The sequence below is a fragment of the Gelidibacter maritimus genome (assembly GCF_014062315.1).
In the GTDB taxonomy this organism is placed as follows: Bacteria; Bacteroidota; Bacteroidia; order Flavobacteriales; family Flavobacteriaceae; genus Gelidibacter; species Gelidibacter maritimus.
Window position 1 is genome coordinate 62507 of the sequence record NZ_JACGLT010000016.1, and the last position, 23696, is coordinate 86202.

Genomic DNA, 23696 nt, shown 5'->3' on the forward strand with positions numbered 1-23696 from the left:
TTACTTTTTAGGGATATGCTTCAAAATCTCCAATACAAATTTCCAATATTTCTGCGTCGATGAAATCTGGGCACGTTCATCAGGCGAATGCGCGCCTTTAATATTAGGACCAAAACTGATCATGTCCATCTCTGGATAATTCTGACCTAAAATCCCACATTCCAATCCAGCATGACAAGCCGCAACATGGGCTTCCTTACCATTCAAATCCTTATACAATTTTGATAACACCTTTAAAATCGCCGAATCCATATTAGGTTTCCATCCAGGATAATCACCATCAAATTCCACCTCACAGCCAGTCAATTCAAAGGTGGCACGTAGCATATTGGCCAAATCCCATTTTGAAGATTCCACGGACGATCGTGTTAGGCACATAATTTTGATGTCGCCATCCTTTACAATTACTCGTGCAATATTATTTGAGGTTTCCACTAAGTCAGGAATATCAGGGCTCATTCTATAAACCCCATTACAGGCGGCATAAAGCGCTCGCGTCAAACCTTCCTGAACTCCTAAGTCCATCATCATCTTTGGAGTTTCTGTTTTGCTGATCTCTATTATCAGATGAGGCTCCAAAGTTTTAAACTCGGTTTTGATATCGTTTATGACCTCCTCCATTTCGGTTTCAAATGCTGCGGAATTCATCGTATCAACCGCTACAATGGCATTGCTTTCTCTCGGAATGGCATTGCGAAGACTACCGCCATCGATTTCAGAAATACGCAATCCGAAGTTTTCAAATCCATCAAATAGCAAACGGTTCATCAACTTATTGGCATTTCCAAATCCTTTATGGATATCCATCCCTGAATGTCCACCTTGCAACCCCTTTACGGTGATTTGATACCCTGTTTTAAACTCAGGCGTTTCTTCTTCCTGATAGGTTCTTGTTGCCGTAACGTCAACGCCTCCTGCACATCCAACACCAATTTCATCATCCTCTTCGGTATCGAGGTTCAAAAGGATATCGCCTTGCAACAATCCGCCCTCCAAACCCTTGGCTCCGGTCATTCCTGTTTCTTCATCAATCGTGAATAAAGCTTCAAGAGCAGGGTGTGGAATGTCAGTACTTTCTAAAATCGCCATAATGGTGGCCACTCCCAACCCATTGTCCGCACCAAGCGTCGTTCCCTTCGCCTTAACCCAATCGCCATCTATATACATCTCGATGCCTTGGGTATCAAAATCAAATTTGGTGTCATTATTCTTTTGGTGCACCATATCCAAATGCGATTGCATCACCACCGTCTGACGGTCCTCCATACCTGCAGTGGACGGTTTTCTGATGATGACATTCCCTACTTTATCTTCAAAAGTTTCAAGTCCCAATTTCTGTCCGAAATCTTTCATAAACGCAATTACCCGCTCTTCATTTTTCGAAGGTCGTGGCACAGCATTTAAATCGGCGAATTTATTCCAAAGCACGTTAGGTTCTAATTGTCTTATTTCTTTATTCATATATAGAAGTTTATTGTTTTTTTATGGCCATATGGAATTCGCAATTTTTCATTCGTGCTTGTGGCCGAATTTTGGTCATGCCCATTTCATACGTCCATTTTATGTTGTTCTACAAAGGTAGGGATTCATGTATGTTATATAAAACTATTTTCTATTTTTGAGCCATGCGCAAACACACCAAACTCATTATTGCCCTATCTCTGATCGTACAGATTTTGCTCATAAAAATATTGGCAAGTTTTCCTCATTTTGTGGAGACCTATTACAGCAATGGTGTTTACCAATGGATTTCCAAACTCATGCATTTTGCATTTGGATGGATTCCTTTTTCTGTCGGAGATATTCTCTATACCATTGCGGGCATATATATTATCCGATGGTTTTTCAAGAATAGAAAGCGACTGCGGAAGGATACCAGAAATTATGTCTTGGATATTCTATCAGCAGTTTCCATAGCTTATTTTGCCTTTCATATCTTATGGGCTTTCAATTATTATAGATTGCCGTTGCATCAATCACTAAAAATTGATAACGACTATTCCACCGCTGAACTCGTTAAATTCACCGAAGCGCTTATTTTAAAAACCAATGTCATCCACAGCCTAATTGAAGAAAACGATACCTCTATGGTGGTGATGCCATACACCAAACGCGAACTTATTAAATTAGCACCTAAGGGTTACGACGAGCTCGCAAAAGAATATCCAAATCTGGCCTATGGACCAAGTAGTTTGAAGCGATCTATTTACAGCCTTCCACTGACCTATATGGGGTTTAGTGGCTATTTAAATCCATTTACCAATGAGGCACAAATTGACGGTCTCATCCCAGCCTATAAATACCCAACCACCACAAGCCACGAAATTGCGCATCAACTGGGCTACGCAGCTGAAAATGAAGCCAATTTTATCGGAGCCATGGCCGCCATGAAACATGAGAACATTTACTTTAATTACTCCGGATACTCCTTCGCACTAAGACATTGTCTGAATGACGTTTTTTTGAGAGACCCTTTAAAATATGAAGAGCTCATTGTCAAAGTCCATATTGGCGTTTTGAAAAACTATGAAGAAATGCGCTTGTTTTGGCGATCGTATGAAAACATTTCAGAAACCTTCTTCAAAAACACCTACAGCGGATTTTTGATGGCCAACAATCAGAAAGGCGGCATTGAAAGCTATAGTTATGTAGTAGCGCTTTTAGTCAATTACTTTGAAGAGAATCCGCTGTAAATTGTTAAAACTATCTTAATAATCCTCTTAAATCTCGATATTCTTTATCTTTAGAACTCAATTTTTAACTAATCCCAACCCTATGATCAAAACAATTTTGACCCTCATGACGTTTGTGTGCAGCTTTTCAATACTGGCACAGGACTATTTTCCAAAAAACGACGGTGTTACGACCAAAAACACCAATTACACTGCAATTACTAATGCCAAAATTTATGTAACTCCCACTCAAATCATTGAGAAAGGCACATTGCTCATTAAAGATGGCAAGGTCGTGGCATCAGGAACTTCCGTAACCATCCCTAAGAATGCGGTACAAATAGACGCTTCAGGAAAAAGCATTTACCCCTCTTTTATTGACATGTATTCCGATTTTGGTGTTGAAAAACCAAAACGTCCAGCTGGTGGCAGAAGTTCGCAATATGATGCTTCGCGTTCTGGATTTTATTGGAATGACCATATCATGCCAGAAAACAATGCCATTGACCAATTTAAATACGATTCCAAGAAAGCTGAAGATTTGATCAAAGCTGGTTTTGGTGTCGTTAACACCCATATTCAAGACGGGATCGTTCGTGGTACGGGTACATTGGTCGCCTTAAATTCTAGTGATGACAATGCGATGCGAATCCTTGATGCCAAATCGGCGCAATACCTTTCTTTTAGCAAAAGCGTTAAATCCAACCAAGCCTATCCTTCTTCTATTATGGGAAGTATGGCCTTATTACGACAATTATATTATGATGCCGATTGGTACGCCAAGGGCAATATCACCACCAAAGACCTTTCTATTGAAGCCTTGAACAATAATAAATCCTTGGTTCAAATCTTTGAAGCCGGCAGCAGGGCCAATAATCTACGTGCCGATAAAGTAGGCGACATGTTCAATATCCAATACGTTATTTTGGGTGGTGGCGATGAATATGAGCGTATAGACGAAATCAAGGCTATGAACGCACCACTGATCATTCCAATCAATTTCCCTGATGCCTATGATGTTGAAAATGCGTTTTTAGCTTCTACACTTTCAATCCATGATATGAGAGCTTGGAACCAGAAACCGACCAATCCGAAATTATTGGCCGACAACAATATTACATTTGCGTTCACCACGCACGATTTAAAATCGGCCAAAGAATTCAAATCTAACCTATTAAAAGCTATCGAAGCCGGACTTTCCAAAGAAAAAGCTTTAGAGGCATTAACTACTGTTCCGGCACAATTGTTAGGGAAATCAGATAAAATAGGGTCGTTAAGAAATGGTACTTACGCCAACTTCTTGATTACTTCTGGCGATATCTTCGACAAGAAAACCACGCTTTACGAGAACTGGGTTCAAGGTCAAAAAAATACCATTGAAAACAGGGATATTGTTGATATTATCGGTAAATATGAATTTACCCTTGCTGGCGAAGCTTATGAGATGACCCTTTCGGGGGAATTGAGCAAGCTGAAATCAGAAATCACTGCCAATAATAAAAAGCGTGGCTCGAAAATAGCCTATGCTGACGATTGGGTGAATATTGCTTTCACTACCCAAGACAGTACAAAACAAGAGTTTGTTAGAGTTATTGCCAATGTAGATGCCAATAAAAATCTTAACGGAAAAGCGATACTGCCATCTGGTGCTGAAATGGGCTTCTTCGCAAAACAAACAGAAACCAAAAAAGAGACTACTTCGAAAAAAGAAGATTCAGATAAGGACAAAAAGGATACGGTAGCCACTGTCTCCCCCATTACTTTCCCAAACAACGGGTATGGTTTTGAAACGCTTCCTAAGGCTGAAACCCTATTATTTACCAATGCCACCGTTTGGACCAACGAAAAAGATGGTATTTTAGAAAATACTGACGTCCTTATCAAAAACGGTAAAATTGCCAAAATAGGAAAGAATTTATCTGAGCGTGGTGCAACGGTAATTGATGCTACGGGAAAACACTTGACGTCAGGTGTTATTGACGAACATTCGCATATTGCTGCGGCTTCCATCAATGAAGGTGGACAAAACTCATCTGCAGAAGTGACTATTGAAGACGTTATTGACGACACGGATATCAATCTCTACAGAAATTTAGCAGGTGGAGTCACTTCCATCCAAATCTTACATGGATCGGCAAACCCAATTGGAGGTCGTTCGGCCATCATCAAACCAAAATGGGGACATGCAGCCAAAGATTTGATTATCTCCAACAGTCCGAAATACATAAAATTTGCTCTAGGTGAAAACGTAAAACAATCCAATTGGAGCGGAGGTCGATTCCCACAGACCAGAATGGGAGTTGAGCAAGTGTATGTCGATTATTTCACACGAGCAAAAGAATATGAAGCGCTTAAGAAAAGCGGTAAACCATACCGTAAGGACATTGAAATGGAAACCCTTGTTGAAATCTTGAACGGCGAACGTTTTATCAGTTGCCACTCTTATGTTCAGAGTGAAATCAATATGTTCATGAAAGTTGCGGAACGATTCAACTTCCAGATCAATACTTTCACACATATTTTAGAGGGTTATAAAGTGGCCGATAAAATGCTTGAGCACGGTGTTGGCGGATCTACATTTGCCGATTGGTGGTCTTATAAATATGAAGTTAATGATGCCATTCCGTACAATGCGGCCATTATGCATGACGTGGGCATTACCGTTGCCATAAATAGTGACGATGCCGAAATGAGCCGTCGTTTAAACCAAGAAGCCGGGAAAACTGTCAAGTACGGCGGTGTTAGCGAAGAAGAGGCTTGGAAGTTTGTCACTTTAAATCCAGCAAAATTGCTACATATCGATGATCGTGTTGGCAGCATCAAAGTTGGTAAAGATGCCGATGTGGTACTTTGGTCAGATAATCCTCTTTCGATTTACGCCAAAGCCGAAAAAACACTTATCGAAGGTGTTACTTATTTCGATTTAAAGCGTGATGAAATGTTGAGAGAACGAATCACCAAAGAAAGAAGTGAACTGATCAACGACATGTTACAAGCCAAAAATAAAGGATTGAAAACGCAACCGATAAAGAAAAAAGAAAAGGAATTGTTTCATTGTGATTCAGAGTAATTCTCAGTCTTCAGTCCTCAGTTGGCAGTAGGCAGTTTTGCAGTCAACGACACTAAAACAATTTCAAATAAACCATAAGTAAGATTCTCTCTGTCGAGGGAATAAAAATAAGTTTCATATGAAAAAAATCACATACATACTCATAGCAATTTTGTGCACCTCCTTCGGATTTGCACAGCAAACCCCAGCGCCGAAGCAATCCCAACCGATTGCTATTACGGGCGCTACCGCACATTTAGGCAATGGTCAAGTCATTGAAAATAGTCTCATCATTTTTAAAGATGGTAAATTAACCACCGTATCCAACGCGTCACAAACGGATCTTTCCGGAATGGAAGTCATCAAAGCCGATGGAAAACACGTTTATCCAGGTTTTATTGTGCCATCTTCTACCTTAGGTTTGACGGAGATTGATGCCGTAAAGGCCACAGTTGACGAAAGTGAGATAGGAGAAATGAATCCACACATCAGAAGTATTATTGCGTATAACGCCGAATCCAAAGTGGTCGAATCCATGCGCCCAAATGGAGTGTTGATGGGGCAAATTGCTCCTCAGGGCGGTCGGATTTCAGGAACCTCATCCGTTGTACAATTTGACGCTTGGAACTGGGAAGATGCTACCGTTAAAGTGAATGATGGTATTTATCTGAACTGGCCAAGTAGTTTTACTCGTGGCAGATGGTGGCTTGGAGAAGATCGCGGCTTAAAGAGCAACGATAAATACAAGGAACAAGTGGATGATGTAGTCACATTTTTTAACGAGACCAAAGCTTATGCAGCTGGGGACAAGGCAACAACTAACCTGCCTTATGGTGCTACAGAAGGTCTATTTGATGGTTCAAAGAAATTATACATCAATGTGGATGACGAAAAAGGTATTACGGACGCCATTCATTTTGCCAAAAATAATGATGTGAAACACTTGGTTATTGTGGGCGGCAGAGAGGCGTATAAAGTAGCCGATTTGATTAAACAACACAACATCCCGGTCATTTTACAACGCGTTCATTCACTGCCTTCCAAAGAAGATGAGGATTATGATATGCCATTTAAACTAGCAGCCCAATTGGTTAACCAAGGGGTAATGGTAGCCTTAAATGCCAACGGATCCATGGAGCGAATGAGTTCTAGAAACCTGCCGTTTTATGCAGGAACAACCGTTGCCTATGGCTTGGACAAAGAAGAGGCTTTAAAACTCATTACGTCAAATACTGCCAAAATATTGGGCATCGATAAAGATTACGGCACTTTGGAAGAAGGCAAGAGCGCCACCTTATTTATCAGTGAAGGAGATGCTTTGGATATGCGTACCAATCAGTTGACCCATGCCTTTATTGATGGCCGCTTAATAAGTTTGGAAACACACCAAACGGAATTGTACCACCGCTATGATGATAAGTATAAGGCTGAAAAGAAGTAATGAAGAACGAAGCTTGAAGAACGAAGCTTGAAGTCCTACTTTAAAATAAAAAAATCTGTCACGACCAACATAATGGGAGTGACAGATTTTTTTTTTAATATTATTAAAGGGGTATGCTTAAAGTGTAGACAAATCAAGTCTTAATTCCTGCCTGACGGCAGGCAGGTTAATACTAACAGCGCAGCGGTCTTAATTCTATTTACTGAATCATCTCCGCGCCTTCTGGTCTGCCATAGACTCTTGAGTCCATTTTTGTCGTTGTAAGCATCGGACTTACAAATTTGATTTCACTTTTTACGGTGGTTGGTTGATTGTTTTCCACGTTATACCAAACCATCGTTTCTGGCAGTAATAAACCTTCCACCTCTTGCCAGTTACTATATTTGATATACTTAAAGGTGTTACTTTTTTCATCTTTACCAAAAGTGACGGTATAAGCCAACCAAGCCATTTTATTGGTGTCTGGATCATAATACATGATATATTCATCATCTGGGGATGCTCCCACCCCACTTTCGTACGAAATTTGAATGCCTGGATAAGTCTTGCCCTCAAAAACCAATGGTTCGGCTTCGGCATACATAATACCATCATCGGCCAATACAAATGGCATGGCGTAAAAATAGAACATCAAGTTGTAGTAAAATTTTGGATCACCTTCATATTTGCTATTGTCCTTATTTTTCATCCAAAGCACTTCGCCATCAAAACCAATCGTATGTTTTGGCATTTCAATCAAAGCATAACGATCTTTTAAATCGGTAGTGGTAATTTCATAACCGCCGGGTTTTTCAACCGAAAACTCTAAAGTGGTCATCTCATTCCAAGTATCGAGTCCGCCGTGGGCATCAAAAACCCTGGTGATATTCTCAGGATAGGCGCTTGTGGTCACGTCGAGCTCTTCTTCGATATAAGGTTCACTCTCCACTTTTGTCTCCGTAGGTTTGTCTTTACAAGAAACCATAACTGCAATCAGCATCAATAAATAAAAGGTGTTTTTCATATAAATTTCATTTTCATTCCCTCGCCAATCTAATGGCAGATTGGAAAGAGGAAATATGATTAGTGTTTAGAAATTCCCATAAAGCGGAATTCAGTTTAGTTAAATCGTCGACAAATTAAGAATTTTAAACACGATTTTCACGGAATGTCATGAATTTCTAAAATAGTCTCGATATCACAAATGGGATAAACGATTTGAATACGACTATTGTTCTCCCATATTCAGTAAATTTGCAAAAGTAAAATACCACTTATCTGTGAATAAAGAAATAACCAGCGTACAAAATCCTTATATCAAAGAGCTCTATCAACTCAAAGAAAAGTCCAGGGATCGTAAAAAATCGGGCTTGTTTTTAATTGAAGGGATTCGCGAAATTAGTTTAGCCATTAAAGGCGATTATCAACTTGAAACGATTTTGTATAATCCTGAGTTATGTTCTGTAACACAGCTCAACGGTCTAATCACCCAGCAACAAACGACGATAGAAATATCCAAAGAGGTCTATCAAAAACTGGCACATAGAGACACGACGGAAGGTGTGCTTGCGGTGGCCAAAACCAAATCACACGATTTAAAAAACATCGTATTCAAGTCAGAAAGCCCATTAATTCTCGTTGCGGAAGCCCCTGAAAAGCCTGGGAATATCGGCGCAATTCTAAGAACCGCAGATGCAGCCAATGTGGATGCAGTGATCATTGCCAATCCGAAAACCGATGTGTACAATCCCAATATTATACGCAGTAGCGTGGGCTGTATTTTCACCAATCAGATTGCCATGGGCTCCACTTCTGAAATTATTGCGTTTTTAAAAGAAAAGCAGATCTCCATCTATTGTGCTGCACTACAGGCATCAGAAGTATATACCACACAGGATTTCACCAAAGCAACCGCCATTGTGATGGGCACTGAGGCTACAGGTTTGAGTAATGAATGGCTGCAACACGCCACCCAAAACATCATTATTCCCATGCAAGGCGAAATTGATAGTATGAACGTGTCCGTTGCCGCAGGAATCCTTATTTTTGAGGCCAAGAGACAGCGAAATTTTCTATAAAGAGTCATTGCGAGTGAGGCACGAACGAAGCAATCTCATGATATAAAGAGAAATCACAATTAAACACAAATTCCAAAGAAAAATCCAACACTCAAATTTTCTGAAAACCGCCTACTGAAAACTGCTTACTGAAAACTAAAAACATGACACCTACCACCCTATTCTATATCATCATCGCCATCATTATCATCGATTTTATAGTCGATAAAATTCTGGATGCCTTAAATGCCAAACACTATAACGATCCGATTCCTGAGGAGTTGACTGATGTTTATGATTTGGCGGAATATCAAAAATCGCAGGATTATAAATCCACTAACTATAAATTTGGGTTGATCACCTCAACTTTTTCATTGGTAGTGACCTTGGCTTTTTTAGGATTGGATGGTTTTGAATTTGTCGATACGATTGCACGAAGTTATAGTGATAATAATATCATCATCGCATTGATCTTTTTTGGCATTATCATGTTGGGTAGCGATCTTCTTAACACGCCTTTCTCCTATTATAAAACTTTTGTTATTGAGGAACGGTTCGGTTTCAATAAGACAACTAAAGCCACTTTTATTCTGGACAAGCTTAAAGGCTTATTGATGATGGCTATTATTGGCGGCGGACTTTTAGCCTTGATTATTTGGTTTTACGAGGTGACCGGAACGTACTTTTGGCTCTATGCTTGGGCATTGGTCGCTTTATTCAGCATTTTTACCAATATGTTTTATGCGCGTCTCATCGTTCCTATATTCAACAAACAGAAACCCTTGGAAACCGGTGAGTTAAGGGATAAGATCTCAGCATACGCCAATTCTGTAGGCTTTAATCTCGATAAGATTTTTGTCATTGACGGTTCCAAACGCAGCACCAAAGCCAATGCCTATTTCTCAGGCTTTGGAAGTGAAAAGCGCGTCACGCTTTACGACACCTTGGTCAACGATTTGGAGGATGAAGAAATTGTTGCCGTTTTGGCACATGAGGTGGGGCATTATAAAAAGAAGCACATCATTTTTAACCTCATCGCATCCCTGCTACTTACAGGATTGACCTTGTTTATCTTATCTGTTTTTATCTCAAACCCCTTGTTGTCCAACGCGCTTGGAGTTGAGATTGCCAGTTTCCATGTCGGCTTGATTGCTTTCGGATTGCTCTACTCGCCTATTTCTGAATTGACCGGATTCGTGATGAACCACTTCTCCCGAAAATTCGAATATCAAGCAGATGACTATGCCAAAAACACTTACAAAAGCGAGCCTTTGGTAAGCTCTTTAAAAAAGCTTTCCAAAAACAGCCTGAGCAATTTAACACCGCATCCTGCCTATGTATGGGTACACTATTCACATCCGACGCTTTTGGAGCGGGTGAGGAATTTGAGGAAGTCATAAAAAACAAGGTATTTCTTTTATCTGTGTTTTTTAACTGTAGTGCACTTTAAGCGTAGCAAAATGCTCTATGCTTTGGGTAGCCAAGGTCTCGCTCGTGCGCATAACTACCATTTGTCACGATAATCCGCCGGATAATTTTAAAATACGTAACTCTACGTATAGGAAAGTTGAGGAAAAGTTGGTAGATTGGAGGTTGATAATTTGTGTACGCCTATACTTGCTCCTTTTTGCCCGTTGAGGGGTGATAAGGATGAAGGGTGGTGCTTATAAATAGAAGTTAGCCACAAGTTGAAAAAACGAAAATGATAAAACAAAACCCCTTCTCCATTTATGATTTCCTTGGCTATTTAGTACCTGGATCAATACTTATCTACTCTTACTTAATAATTGATTACGCAAAAAAACATTCGGAATTTATTTTAAAGGATTTTATGGACGAATTTCTCGAGTTGAAATTCGAAGGAATATTTTTCTTTGTAATATTATCCTATACATTAGGACATCTAATCAGTTTTACATCTTCAGTCACTATCGAAAAATATGCAAACTGGACTTACAGTTATCCTTCTAAATATTTATTAGATATGGATTTTAAATCATTCTGGAAATCTATTGATAACTTGAAAGATTTTATATGGCGAATACTAATAATTGTAATTTTGTTTCCTTGCATTTTATTTGACTTAATATTCGGTCAGTTTTTAGGATTTAAAAGATTTTACACGAAAGAATTAGACAAATTATTACAAGACATAATTATCCATAAGTTAAACAAACTTCTAATTAAACTTGGAATCCAAGATATTGAAGGATATACTCAATTTGAAAACGGTTTAGGAAACGAATCAGATTTTCATAGAATCGCAACACATTATGCATACGAAAACAGTAAAAAACATCAATCAAAAATGACGAATTATGTAGCTCTTTATGGTTTTTTACGAACACTTTGCTTCATATTTAATAGTTTAGCCCTCTATACTATTGTTCGAGTTTGGATTTATTTAGAATTTGATTCAAAAAACATTTTAATAATATTGGCATTATCAGGAATATCCTACTTATCGTTTATGGCATTTATGAAATTCTATCGAAGATATACTTTAGAAGGGCTTATGGTTATTGCAATAGACGAAACGCTATAAAACCTGTGGCTAACATCGTGTAAAAATAATTGCTACTTTTCGCCTACTTGGAAATTCCTGCGGAATTTCCACAGGCTCGGTCAATTTTTGTTATTTTAGTGTTTAACCCACGCAACTATTCTTACACCAAACGTTATCGCTCAGTGTAAAAAGACGACAGACAGTGAACAAAATGAACGACAGAATTAAAATGCCTACCGTACATTCAGGCACATTTGCTTGCTCCTGCACACAGGCTAACGCTCGGCAAGCAAAAGAGCATGAATTTTGCCAACACAAAAAGACGTAAATTTGAAAATGAAACAATTGGACTTATTTAACTCATCAAAGACTAACATCGAAAGGAAAGAAATCCAAAACGGTCAGTATCTTCACATTAGTGATTTTTTTGACAAATCTACGAGCGATAACTATTTGCAAACGCTTCTAAATACAATTGATTGGAAACAAGAAAAAATGAATATGTATGGGAAGGAACTACTTTTTCCAAGATTAACAGCTTGGTATGGAGATAATGATAAACCATACTCCTTCTCGGGAATTACTTTGAAACCAAAACAATGGACTAAAGAATTACTCGAAATTAAAAGGAGGGTTGAAATCAAAACGGATGTTTCATTTAATAGCGTTTTACTAAATCGTTATAGAAACGGTAATGACTCAATTTCTTGGCATACAGATGCAGAAAAGGAACTTGGAAAAAACCCAATTATAGCATCGGTGAATTTAGGAGCTACACGAGAATTTCAACTAAGACATATTCACACTAAAGAAAAACTATCTATTCAATTATCCCACGGCAGCCTTCTTATAATGTTGGGTGAGCTTCAACACTTTTGGCAACATCAAATACCAAAAACGAAAAAGCCTGTCAGCGAAAGGATTAACTTAACTTTTAGAGTAATAAAATAATATGCCATACTACTTTAATCTACCGTTAATCACTGAATTAACAATTGACCAACAAAGAGCGGTTGACGAAACTAGCCCTTTAGCATTAGCAGGTGGTCCAGGAACAGGAAAAAGCGTAGTTTGTTTGTGGAGACACATAAGAAACCACTCAACAGGTCTTAGTAACAGCTTATTATTAACATACACAAAAACACTAGAACATTATTTAAGAGCTTCCGCTAGAAGTCAAGATGAAGATGCGGCAGAAAATATTGATAGAGTATTTTGGTGGTTAACACATAATGCAACTAATTATGATGAAATAATAATTGATGAAGGCCAAGACATAGAAAAGGCAAAATTTCAACGATTCTTCAATTATACCAGCAAACTAAGCTATGGTGCGGACGAGAGACAAAGTATGTACCTGTCTAACGAAAGTCTTACAGAATTAATAAATTGGTTTTCAATCGACAACAGGTTTAACGTTAATGAAGAAATTACTTTAAACAGAAATTTCAGAAACTCAAGGGAAATTTTAGAATTTACAAGGTCAGTATTTCCGAATTTCCTAATTCCACAAAACACAATTATAGGTGCAAGACAAACAGGCTTGAAACCAATTATGAAAGTGAACTTAGGTTGGGGAGCAGACAATCAAATAGACGATATAATAAGTATAATAGATGACTTTAATAGTGATACTCATAACATTGCTATTCTTGTACCATTTGCTGCACAAGTTGAGACTTTTTATAGTTTAATCAAAGAGAATTTAGATACAGATATAGAAATTTCAAAGTACCAGAATGAAAATGAAGATTTTGAAGGACTTTCAGGCGTTCACGTTACAACTTTTAAGTCTTCAAAAGGAACAGAATTTGACACAGTTATTATTCCAGAGTTTGACAGCTATTCGTGGAATATTGCAAATAGGCCGAACGTTGTAACGGAAAATGATTATTATGTAGCGTTTACAAGAGCTAAGACAAATTTGTTCTTACTTTGCAGAAACGGTTTTCCAAATATTGGTAATCGACAAACAATAACAATTGAGTAAAATGAAAACAACATACTTCATACCGATAAAGTCAATGAACCTTGCTCATTATTTGAGTAGCGGAATCATTGCACCAGCCAACTACATTGAAAATAGAAGTCAAGATCTTCAAAATAAGTTTAACAACAACCTTCTACTATCATCAAGTAAATTCACAACTGAATCTAACTGTTCAATAGAAATTGCTTTTGATGAAAAGGAAGAAATGCCAAAAAAAATCTCTGATAATTTTTTCCTTTTTGATATGCCAATACCAATTTCACGAATCAAGGAAATTTATTTCGCTGACAAGGAACAAAAAACAAATACAGTATTTAACATAACAAGTGGTGCGGCATTTATCCCTGACACAATATTAAGTTTATCTGAAGACAAGCCAATAACTACAGATGAATTAGAAAGTTTGGTCAACAAGCCTACTCAAGTTGATTGGAAACACTACTTAAAGAAATTTGATCAAATAATGGGTGGCTTTGCATTAATGAAAATTGGAAAGGAAGATTTTCAAAATTATCCTACCCACTACTTTAAAACTCTAGGAAATATCAATAAGTTTTTTCATCAGATATTAGATGACCAGGGAGTTGAAATAGAAAATGCATTTGAATTTGCATTTATAGACAATGGTAAATTCAAAAATTTTCACGACACAATCTATTCAGAAATCACAAGCGAAGTTGTTGCAAAATATGCTAACAAGGATGATGTTAATATAGTAACTAAAAATGGACTTATTCAGATTGACAAAATACCTGAAACTACACAAACCTATTTAGTTTCAATTCTAGACACTTATGGCCCCGGTAAGAGAAAACAAGCTGATTCTTTTATTTCTGATTTAGTATCAGGCAATTTTAATGAAAAAAGAAAAGAAGGTCTCTCCTTAATTTTTGGTATCAATAAGGGATATTCTTCATTTAGGAATAAATACAAGACGGAGAATTTTGAAGCATTAATAAAGTTCAAACTAGATTCGAAAATTGACTATTATACAATTGAAAGCATTTATCAATTTGTATTCAATAATAAATCGCAATCAAGCTCTTATTCATATATAGATAATTGGTGTCATAAAGCAGAAGGTCAAGAAATTAACGGGTCAAAATTTGTAACATACCAAGTTTTAGACAAAACAATCATTCTTAAAAAAAAAGAAGACTTCTTTATCGAATTATTTCGTATATCATTGGAAAAAAGGAACAGACTTTTTGAAATCATTTCAAAGAATCTTTCAAAATCACTTCCGAAATTTTTACCCTTAGACACTAACTTATTTAAAGAGCAACTACAAAGTGAATATGACGAATTTTTTAAAGAGTTCTCTCAATTCATTTTCTCTGAAACATCAAAAAAATCAGCATCAGAGTATGAAAGTGAAACCAAAATATATAAGCATAAAATTGCAGAACTTTCAAGTAAGCTAGAAGATAATCAAAACATTATTGAACAGCTTCAGAAAAAATTAGATGATTTTAATTCACAAAGTACAAACAAGAAAGAAACGGAAGAGTTTGATATTGAGAGCAAATCATCAGAACAGAATACAGAAAATAATATCGAAGCAGTAAAAGAAAGAATCTCAAAGACAGAAAATGATGAAAACACTGTAAACACTGTAAACACAATTGAAAATAAAGATTTGAATGATTCAAATACAATCGAATCAAACAGCGAAAGTGTAGTAAGTGAGCTAAAGGATTCATATAACCAAAGCTTTTCAGGTTCATTATTCTCTGATGAAAATATTGAAAAGAAGAGAAAGATAAGGGAAAAGGAATTAAAGGCATTGAAAGTATCTGACCTAAAATCTATTATTTCAGATTATAAATTGAAGCCCGCATCAAATTTAAAAGACGATTTAATCAGAGATATTTTGAAAAAAGAGTTTTAAATATGGTAGTAATTGATGATGTAATTAACTCTTCAAATAGTTCTGACCAACTGTCAAATTTCATAGGCAATAATTCAACATTGATTTACGATTTTTTCATAAGTCAGAGTTATGATAGCTTATTAAAGTATAGGGAAAAGATTGCAAGTTACATATTGCCATATTACAAGATTTATAGGAATTTGGATTTTACAAATAATAAGAACAGATTATTTGTTTTATCACTATTGGATGTTTCAGAAAGATTTGGATTTCACGGAGAATTTCAAGATTTATATAACCTATGTAAAAGAAAAAACATATCAATAGGAAGTCGATTGGAAGCATCTTCTAAGTTCCTTGTTGGCATTAGAAGAATTTCAGACTATTCTAATAGAATGCCTGAAATTATCGATCTATTAGCATTTAGTTTCCTTCACGAAGAAGATAGTGAAGAAAAGGTAATTGCAACATTGGTTCACTTTTATACTGAAGTTCTCCAAAATTTTGGCAATGAAAACCTAAATGGAGTTAAAGAATTCAGAGCTTTACTTTTAGAAAGTTTATCAGTAGATGATAAGAAATTTTTGGTTCATTCAACCATCACTGAATTGCTAAATGAAACTATAGATGACATAAACCAAGTCTATAACTCTATCCATCGAAAATTAGATTTATTATTAGAAAGGTCTCGTGAATTTTTACCATTCGATGTTAGCTCACATCTAATAGAACTAGGTACAGAATACTCACAAATGCTAAATTCTATTCAAGATAGATTTTTAGAAATAATAAATCTATGTGCAAGCTTATACGCAAATGTGGCAAGTGATGATATTTTTTATTCTTTACAAAGGGGAGTTAAGGTTCTTACGGAACATAATCAATTGCTTGCATATATAAACAGTTATGGGAAGATGCATTATGCTAAGGTTATGTCTGCATTTTCTATATTATCAAATCATAACATAACTTCAAAAATTGAAATCTATGATTGGGGATGTGGTCAAGGATTGGCTTCTGTTTGCTTTCTAGAATACCTAAACGATAGAGCTGAAACAACTGAGATTGAAGCAATAACGCTAATTGAGCCATCAGAAATAGCCTTAAAAAGAGCATCCCTTCATATAAGAAAATTCAATAAATCCGCAGGTATTTATACAATAAATAAAGACTTAGATTCCTTGAATAATAACGATTTTTCGCCCAATGAAACGAATATTAAAATCCAACTATTTTCAAATATTTTGGATATAGATTTCTTCTCAATGACTGATTTGATATTGAAGATAAAGAGGAATTTCTCAGGCTTAAATTATTTCATTTGTGTTAGTCCTTACGTTTCGGATTATAAAACACAAAGACTTGACGACTTTGTTGAAGCCTTTGAGAACTATGACAGTTTTGATTTGATACAATCAGTAACAGAGAGAAAAGGTGAATGGAATGGAACTAGTTGGACAAGAGTCATTAGGGTGTTTAAAGTAAAAATCTAGCCTATGCACAGCCACACACATTGCCAAGTCACACCAGCCAACACGCAAGCCAAAACTTGGCAAAGAGTGTGTCTTTCCCAACGCTCAACCAAATCAACCGACAAACCAACGGACGAAAAAGAACACCGAAGCGATAATCGAGTAGACGGGTGACGACCTAACGGTCGCCACTGCGCCTCTCACACCACTCCCGAAAGCTTTCGGGATACAGGTCTCGTATCCGCCTGCCGGCGAGCAGGTACGGCGGTTCACCAGATTAAAGTCTGCGCTCTATCGATGTAATCTCCTAGCGGTTTATAGCCTTTTCGTTTGAGTCTGAAAATGGTTACGGTAGTTTTTAAAATAGGGCTTTGGGCTGTTGCCCATCCTCCCATTACTCATTTTTCTTTGTTGTTTTTTAATGTATTCGTGAATGCTCCGCAGTTCGTGTTCGGCTCCGAGGATAAGTTTGGATACGGTCAATTCACAGGCGGAATAGGTTTTTCCGTTTCCGTTCGGGCTTCTTCTCCGTCGGGACGGACTAAATGCAATACTGTAAGTGGTTGCGCAACCGTTCCTCCAACTTTTTAAACTTGGCGTGCATGGTATGCCAGTCTAAAATATTTTATCTATGCGCTCACCAACAGTTTGATGTGCAGATTTCGGGCTTATGGCCCTGGCCTACATTTTGAGAAGGCTGGGCAACCAGAGTAGTTCCAAATACCCTTTTGGATGTGCAAAACACCTTATTTCCGTTAATAGTTTTGCCCTAATCGTCATTTTAACCTTTTTGAACCAACAAGACCAACACGCTGAAAGAAATGGTGCTCTCCACTTTATTTTCAACTAATGAAAAAAATCGTGTATTTTTAAACAGAAATAACAGGGTTATGAGACAAACTGACGTTGTGTGCAATGATTCTGAAAATTTGAAATAAAATATGAGCCTTTACAAGGAAATAAGAAAAGACTTAAAAAAGGAATTTCCTAAAATTCATTCTGATAACAACAGAACCTACCATAAAATAATTCAAAACATTTTTAATGCCGGATTTTGGAAAATTCTAGTTTCCTATTCAATCCTAATCTCTGTAGTGGTTTTTTACTCTAAATACATCGATTTCGATTTCCTTAAAATTCTCGAGATTAATTTTAGCGATAATGTCAAAACTTTTACAACTGGTATAATAACATTGGTCTCAATAAATTTATTTGTAACAAACTTTTTATTTACTCATTTAAAAGATGAAAGAGATGATATGCAACCAATTATTGATGAAAGAGTTAATTTTAAGTTTATCACTTATCTTGGCTTTACAATTATAATATGCATATTATTTCTTTACTTTTTAGCTCCATCAATTAATGAGCAAAATATAAAATCGAATATTTTAATATTTTTATTTCTCTCCTTTATCCTATACATTTTTCAGCTAATTTTTCTTTATAAGAAGGTGTTTAATTTTATTCATAAAACTAAGCGCAAGAAAATAATTGAAGAAACATTAATGTCCGAATTTTCACAAGCTTTCTATAGCGACTATTTAAAAAGGGAATTTAAAAAAAGATATAGAAATTTGATGATTGAAATATTAGGATTTAAATATTACAATCCATTCATTCAAAAATTAGAAGATAAACACCAGCATTTTTCAATTCAAAATGATAAAACCAAATATCTAAAGGATATTAATTCCAAACGATTACTAAAAAAACTTCAAAAAAATAAGAGTGAAAAGAATTTTTTTATCGACTTAGATTTAGACCAAAAATTTGAAGCCAATAACTCTCACTCTTTACTGATACTAGAAAACTTACCCTTGAAAAAAGTTTCAAGGTACTTTACCTTTTCGACCAAAAAACGATTTCTTGAAAAATATGATCAAAACCAACTAGATAATCTACTTCAAAAAACCAATAAGAATACTCTCTCTAATAACTATATAGATCTCGAGGAGAATTTGAATGATTTAGAGAGAATGTTCGACAAGTATTTAGAATTAAATTATGATTAAAGGATTATATAGATATACAGATACAATTTCATTTAATTACTTAAATGACTTTTTTAATTCTATTCAAAAGAATATAATATCTGCAGCTAAAAACAATAACCAGGAAGCTTTTGAGAAGCTTCTGAATTTTTATTTATTAAACTTTCTCACTAAGACTTTCGGGAAATCTGAAAATTTATACTCAAAAGGGGCATCTACCCTGGTAAATATCTATGATGGTCTGAATACTAAATTTAAACCAAGATTTGTTGAGCGAGTTTTTGAATCCCTTACTGCAAAAATAAGTTTTAGTAATGATTTAGAAGATTTTCCCGAAAAGTATATAGAACTAAGCTATCTATGTCTAATAAATATCACTAAAAAAATCCTTCAGGAGGATAATTACGACTTATTCAATAAAGCATTCACTGATATCGACAAGTCTTTAACAGGACTAGATTCTATAAAAAACAGAGAAGGATATTTATTCAAATTTATTACAACTTTATTATGTTGGATATATTTTTTACGATCTCAAAATTCTATATCATATGAAAAATTCAATTTTCAGTTTCTTGAAAATACATTTCAGGATTTGACAGTTGATTTAGATCGCAATTTCTTGAATGATTTTTTCGACTTATTTGAGGAAATTGAAAAAGGATTATGGACAGCAGAAAATTGGGAAATAAAGGAACCTCCCCCAAACGAAGCTTATTTTGCTCTGTCCTCTAGAACTTGGTTAACTTTTAGTTTAGTAATTATTCTTTTTAAATACGATAACTTAATTCGGTCTAATGATGATCTAAAGAAAATTAAATTGAGAGATCGTTTCCGATATTTCAATGATGATATAAGAAAAAATCTTGATGAAATTAGTGAAGAAAAAAATGAGTTTATAGACTTAATATTTTCACCAAACTTAAAACCCGAGGAAATTAAAAGAAAATTTGATTACAAAAAGGAACAAATTTTAGAAGTATTTACCTTCCTGAGAAAAGAAGTAGAAATAGAACATTATAAGAAAATAAAAGACTTGCCATTATCCTTAGACAAAATAGAAGATTTTAGATACAAAGTTGGTAAAAATTGGGAGGATGGAACCGTTATAATCGCAATTCTAAAATTATTTAATAAAGTAAAATACTTACCAAATATTAAAGAAAGAGATGGCTACGGTTTTTTTCAAACATTGTTAAAAGGAAAATTTGCATTTATTGATGGCGAACATTATCAGGAAATTTATGGGTTGAGTGATTTCGGTTCGAGATTAGCAAGAGATATTGATAATCAGTTTTTTAAGAATATTCTAGAATATAGATTTCCAACAAAATCTGAAAATATAAATGTTTCAATTGATAAATTTTTAGATGGATTGAAAAATACTAACCGTGTTGTAATATTTGCCAATTGGAAGAATGAACAAAAATTAAACTCCACGATTTATACAGAGGAAAAAGTACTATTAAATTCCTATAAATCATATAGGGGAGTTCCTATCTTAAACTCTTTCAACTCATATAAGGATTATATATTTATTATAGATTTCAGTAACATCAAAATTAAACTTTACACAAATGAATCTTCTTTATGGTATAAAGATCAGCTTCTAGTAGATATAACTGAGTATAGCAAAGAAAACCTAACAGATGAAAATATTCAGAAATGGAGAGAAAGCGATAAGTTTGATTACAATGCCGAAGAAGTGGATATTTTAGAAAGTAATAATATAAATATTAAAGTCCTGCTTAAATTCGATTTTATAATAAATGATAATTTAAAGGCTTTAATTTTAGATTGTAGTTAATCACTGCACACAACATCGGTTAAAGAAAATAGCTTAAGTTTAGCTAAAATTCTATATTTTAGGACTCTAAATTAAACCTGGTTAAGCCGACAAGCTAGCTCTTCCCTACACGATACTTTCCTTAACCGTGACCGTTGTGCCTAATACGAAAGACTAATTGAATAAAAATAATTTCATATCGACCAATGACTTTCACGCTATCGACTTATTCGAAAAATGGAAAAATCTAATTGTAAAAGCTGAAGAATCTATTCAAATCTATACCCCTTGGCTATTTCGGAGTGACCGTGCCACCCTTTTCGGTCAAATTGTGCCACTTTGAAAGATCATACAATAATACATTTTTTTAGTTAAATAGATTTAAGTTTTCCTTTTCTTAATGATTCTCCTTCGAGTTTTATTCTGTGCGAAGAATTTACTATTCTATCCAAAATTGCATCGGCAATAGTTCCTTCCCCAATCAGTTCGTACCACGCCGATACCGGTATTTGCGATGCGATAATAGTAGATGCCCCATTGTGCCGGTCGTCAATAATATCCATCATTATTTCGCGACTTTGTTGGTCAAGCGCCTGCAGGCCAAAATCATCAAGAATAAGCAGATCGGTCCTTGTCACCCTTTTTAATTCTTTCAAATAGGAGCCATCCATTTTACTTAATATTAATTCATTAAGCAGCTTCGATGTATTGGCATAGAGCACTTTATATTCCATTAAACAGGCTTCATATCCGAGTGCCTGGGCCAGATAACTTTTGCCGGTCCCTGAAGCTCCGGTGACTATCAAGTTCTCTTTACGCCTGATAAAGTCAAGTGTTCCAAGTCGGACAAAACTATTCTTATCCAAGTTGCGCTGGGGATCGTAAGTGATTTCAACCAGACTTGCTTTTTGCTTAAAACAAGCCTGACTGACAAGGCGAACAATCTTCTTGTTAAGTCGGTCCTCCCACTGATGATCAACCAATAAGGCCAAGTATTCATCAGTTGTCATTGATTCAATGCGATTGTCCCCAAGGTGTTGTTTATGCAGGGATGCCATTGCCGACAGACGCATTTGTTGTAGTTTTTCTAGTGTTTGATTGTTGTTCATTATAATTTATTTTATGGTTTAAATAATTACTGATAGGCTGATGCCCCTCTTATATTATCGTGTTTAGGGATATGGGATTGCTGATCTTCGAGGTCTTTGAAAAACAAGGAATTTTGATCAACATTGTTCTTTAAGATGTTTTTGATACGGGCATAAGAGACCATGTTGGCTGCCAGCGCTCTTTGACAGGCCCTATCAAGCCTCTGTGATCCATAATCCTTATGAAGCTGCAACAGGCCCATAACTCGTTTATAGCCTATTTCAGGATAGTCCAGACCATTTAATATTTTATCTACGCAGGCTACCACGTAGTTTCCGTGAACGGAGGCTTTGTTTTTAAAATATTCCGGACTCCAGTCCATGTAGTTTTGATGTGAGCTCGACAGGTGATCTTTATTGGTGTTGTAGCTTCCTTTGGATAAGTTTCTTTGGTGGAGAGCAATACGTTGATGATTGTAATAAACTTCCACAATGTTTTTAGTGTAATGGATCAGGGTTTGTTTTCCGATGTACCGGTAAGGAACGCTGTAATAGCTTTTATCGGGAGAAAAATAAACATATCCCATCTTTTGAACTTTTGCTCTTCGATAGTCTTTTATTTCATAAGATTCTGCCGGTAATGGTTTTAGGTATTCCCGTTCGATAGTCTGAAAAAGTTCTGCACGGCTGGTTTCTTTTCGTTGAAACAAAAGCCTATTATACTGTTCCAGTAAACGATGGATCTCTTTGTTAAGTTCGGCCAGTGAGAAGAAGGTCATTTCCCGAAGCGGATAATAAATGCGCTGATAGACCAGGTGCACGGCGTTCTCAACCAAGGCCTTATCTTGTGGCGCATAGGTTCTGGTAGGGTTAATTACACAGTTGTAATGCCGGGCAAAGTCTTTAAAACTTCGGTTGATGTTGGCCTCATACTTACTGGCACGGGTCACGGCGGATTTTAAATTGTCCGAGACAATGGCTTTGGGCACACCGCCGTAAAAATTTAAAGCATTGGCGCAACAAGCGATAAAATCTTCTCGCTTCTGACTCCTGCAGGCTTCGATATAAGTATAGTGGCTGTTTGGCAAAATGGCTACAAAAACCTCCACCGGTATAATTTCTCCGGTTTCTTTATCGATGACCTCAAGTTTGCGTCCGGCAAAGTCCACAAACAATTCTTTACCTGGATCGTGCTCTAATTTTAAAGAACCCTTGACATCGGCATACTTACGTCGGTAATGTTCCAAAAACTGGGTATAGCTGTACGGATGTTCTGCACTATCCCTATATTCTTCATAATGATATTGAAAAGTAAAACCGGGATGATTGCGAGCTTTATTTACCCGTTCAAAATATCTCATCAGTTCATCCTGACGATTGATATTCAAGGTTGTTTTGAAGGTAAAGAGTTCTTCGAGCTTACTGTTGTCAAAGTCCAGCAAGGCATCAATACTATAGCTGCTTCCTTTAAGGCGTTTAATATAGGAGTTAACCGTATTGCGGGATATACTTAGGGTATCAGCGATTTTTCGATTGCTCAGTCCGTCTTTATAGAGGGTCAAAATTTGTTTTAAGTCCATAGGATCAAGTGTGTTTGCCATAACTTATCTTTTATTAAAAAAGGACAAGCTACTTGATCTTTCAAAAAATGGCACAAATCAAACCGTAAATCCGGCTAAACCCATTTCAGACTGGCACAAATCGAACCGTAAAAAATGGCACAGTTTGAACCGTTATCACTGGCACAGACCCACCGAAATCACTGGCACAAATCGAACCGGAATATCCA

Annotated in this window: 16 protein-coding genes; 12 read left to right on the forward strand and 4 right to left on the reverse strand. The window is 36.2% G+C overall.

Going from position 1 to position 23696, the window contains the following annotated elements; translation table 11 throughout:
- A complete protein-coding gene (locus tag H3Z82_RS16160; protein ID WP_182206538.1) occupies positions 1-1461 on the reverse strand; it encodes an aminoacyl-histidine dipeptidase in 1461 nt (486 codons plus the stop codon).
- A gap of 164 nt (positions 1462-1625) precedes the next feature.
- Between H3Z82_RS16160 and H3Z82_RS16165 the strand changes: the two genes are divergently transcribed.
- The 3 genes from H3Z82_RS16165 (at position 1626) to H3Z82_RS16175 (ending at position 7162) form a co-directional block, all read left to right on the forward strand.
- Positions 1626-2693, forward strand: coding sequence for a DUF3810 domain-containing protein (locus H3Z82_RS16165; RefSeq protein ID WP_182206539.1), 1068 nt, complete (start codon positions 1626-1628; stop codon positions 2691-2693).
- A gap of 82 nt (positions 2694-2775) precedes the next feature.
- Positions 2776-5742, forward strand: a complete 2967-nt coding sequence (locus H3Z82_RS16170; RefSeq protein WP_182206540.1) for an amidohydrolase family protein — start codon at positions 2776-2778, stop codon at positions 5740-5742.
- A 118-nt stretch (positions 5743-5860) separates the two neighbouring features.
- Positions 5861-7162, forward strand: a complete 1302-nt coding sequence (locus tag H3Z82_RS16175) for an amidohydrolase family protein (RefSeq protein ID WP_182206541.1) — start codon at positions 5861-5863, stop codon at positions 7160-7162.
- A gap of 199 nt (positions 7163-7361) precedes the next feature.
- On the opposite strand, the gene H3Z82_RS16180 is transcribed toward H3Z82_RS16175, so the two are convergent.
- The gene (locus H3Z82_RS16180; RefSeq protein ID WP_182206542.1) at positions 7362-8165 is read right to left on the reverse strand and encodes a DUF6503 family protein; all 804 of its coding nucleotides are present in this window, start codon (positions 8163-8165) and stop codon (positions 7362-7364) included.
- Positions 8166-8421: 256 nt separating this feature from the next.
- Here H3Z82_RS16180 and H3Z82_RS16185 point away from each other — a divergent pair, with 256 nt between their 5' ends.
- The 9 genes from H3Z82_RS16185 (at position 8422) to H3Z82_RS16225 (ending at position 20840) form a co-directional block, all read left to right on the forward strand.
- Entirely contained in the window at positions 8422-9219 is a 798-nt protein-coding gene (locus H3Z82_RS16185) for a TrmH family RNA methyltransferase (RefSeq protein ID WP_182206543.1), read from the forward strand.
- Between the two features lie 143 nt (positions 9220-9362).
- A complete protein-coding gene (locus H3Z82_RS16190; protein ID WP_182206544.1) occupies positions 9363-10598 on the forward strand; it encodes a M48 family metallopeptidase in 1236 nt (411 codons plus the stop codon).
- A gap of 302 nt (positions 10599-10900) precedes the next feature.
- A complete protein-coding gene (locus H3Z82_RS16195; RefSeq protein WP_182206545.1) occupies positions 10901-11743 on the forward strand; it encodes a hypothetical protein in 843 nt (280 codons plus the stop codon).
- Positions 11744-12010: 267 nt separating this feature from the next.
- Positions 12011-12655, forward strand: coding sequence for an alpha-ketoglutarate-dependent dioxygenase AlkB family protein (locus H3Z82_RS16200; protein ID WP_235982470.1), 645 nt, complete (start codon positions 12011-12013; stop codon positions 12653-12655).
- A gap of 1 nt (position 12656) precedes the next feature.
- Positions 12657-13694: a 3'-5' exonuclease gene (locus H3Z82_RS16205; RefSeq protein WP_182206546.1), complete on the forward strand. Its 1038-nt coding sequence runs from the start codon at positions 12657-12659 to the stop codon at positions 13692-13694.
- Position 13695: 1 nt separating this feature from the next.
- Positions 13696-15585 carry a V-type ATP synthase subunit I domain-containing protein gene (locus tag H3Z82_RS16210; RefSeq protein ID WP_182206547.1) on the forward strand — a complete coding sequence of 630 codons (1890 nt, stop codon included), beginning with the start codon at positions 13696-13698 and terminating at the stop codon, positions 15583-15585.
- 2 nt (positions 15586-15587) lie between these two features.
- Positions 15588-17060, forward strand: a complete 1473-nt coding sequence (locus tag H3Z82_RS16215; RefSeq protein ID WP_182206548.1) for a hypothetical protein — start codon at positions 15588-15590, stop codon at positions 17058-17060.
- Positions 17061-17980: 920 nt separating this feature from the next.
- Complete coding sequence (locus H3Z82_RS16220) at positions 17981-19054, forward strand: hypothetical protein (protein WP_182206549.1); 1074 nt, start codon at positions 17981-17983, stop codon at positions 19052-19054.
- Positions 19047-20840 carry a hypothetical protein gene (locus tag H3Z82_RS16225; RefSeq protein ID WP_182206550.1) on the forward strand — a complete coding sequence of 598 codons (1794 nt, stop codon included), beginning with the start codon at positions 19047-19049 and terminating at the stop codon, positions 20838-20840. Before H3Z82_RS16220 ends, H3Z82_RS16225 begins: the two co-directional genes overlap by 8 nt.
- Before the next feature lie 350 nt (positions 20841-21190).
- Here the strand turns inward: H3Z82_RS16225 and istB are convergent, their stop codons facing one another.
- Positions 21191-21928: an IS21-like element helper ATPase IstB gene (gene istB / locus H3Z82_RS16230; protein WP_182206551.1), complete on the reverse strand. Its 738-nt coding sequence runs from the start codon at positions 21926-21928 to the stop codon at positions 21191-21193.
- A gap of 26 nt (positions 21929-21954) precedes the next feature.
- Positions 21955-23508, reverse strand: a complete 1554-nt coding sequence (gene istA / locus H3Z82_RS16235) for an IS21 family transposase (RefSeq protein ID WP_182206552.1) — start codon at positions 23506-23508, stop codon at positions 21955-21957.
- Between the last annotated feature and the right edge of the window lie 188 nt (positions 23509-23696).

Excerpts from the sequence above, each read along its gene's own strand:
- istB (WP_182206551.1), bottom strand. The coding sequence starts at position 21,928 with ATGAACAACAATCAAACACTAGAAAAACTACAACAAATGCGTCTGTCG.
- H3Z82_RS16210 (WP_182206547.1), top strand. The coding sequence starts at position 13,696 with ATGAAAACAACATACTTCATACCGATAAAGTCAATGAACCTTGCTCAT.
- H3Z82_RS16225 (WP_182206550.1), top strand. The coding sequence starts at position 19,047 with ATGATTAAAGGATTATATAGATATACAGATACAATTTCATTTAATTAC.
- H3Z82_RS16175 (WP_182206541.1), top strand. The coding sequence starts at position 5,861 with ATGAAAAAAATCACATACATACTCATAGCAATTTTGTGCACCTCCTTC.
- H3Z82_RS16220 (WP_182206549.1), top strand. The coding sequence starts at position 17,981 with ATGAGCCTTTACAAGGAAATAAGAAAAGACTTAAAAAAGGAATTTCCT.
- H3Z82_RS16160 (WP_182206538.1), bottom strand. The coding sequence starts at position 1,461 with ATGAATAAAGAAATAAGACAATTAGAACCTAACGTGCTTTGGAATAAA.
- H3Z82_RS16180 (WP_182206542.1), bottom strand. The coding sequence starts at position 8,165 with ATGAAAAACACCTTTTATTTATTGATGCTGATTGCAGTTATGGTTTCT.
- H3Z82_RS16190 (WP_182206544.1), top strand. The coding sequence starts at position 9,363 with ATGACACCTACCACCCTATTCTATATCATCATCGCCATCATTATCATC.
- H3Z82_RS16170 (WP_182206540.1), top strand. The coding sequence starts at position 2,776 with ATGATCAAAACAATTTTGACCCTCATGACGTTTGTGTGCAGCTTTTCA.
- H3Z82_RS16205 (WP_182206546.1), top strand. The coding sequence starts at position 12,657 with ATGCCATACTACTTTAATCTACCGTTAATCACTGAATTAACAATTGAC.
- H3Z82_RS16165 (WP_182206539.1), top strand. The coding sequence starts at position 1,626 with ATGCGCAAACACACCAAACTCATTATTGCCCTATCTCTGATCGTACAG.
- H3Z82_RS16195 (WP_182206545.1), top strand. The coding sequence starts at position 10,901 with ATGATAAAACAAAACCCCTTCTCCATTTATGATTTCCTTGGCTATTTA.
- istA (WP_182206552.1), bottom strand. The coding sequence starts at position 23,508 with ATGGCAAACACACTTGATCCTATGGACTTAAAACAAATTTTGACCCTC.
- H3Z82_RS16215 (WP_182206548.1), top strand. The coding sequence starts at position 15,588 with ATGGTAGTAATTGATGATGTAATTAACTCTTCAAATAGTTCTGACCAA.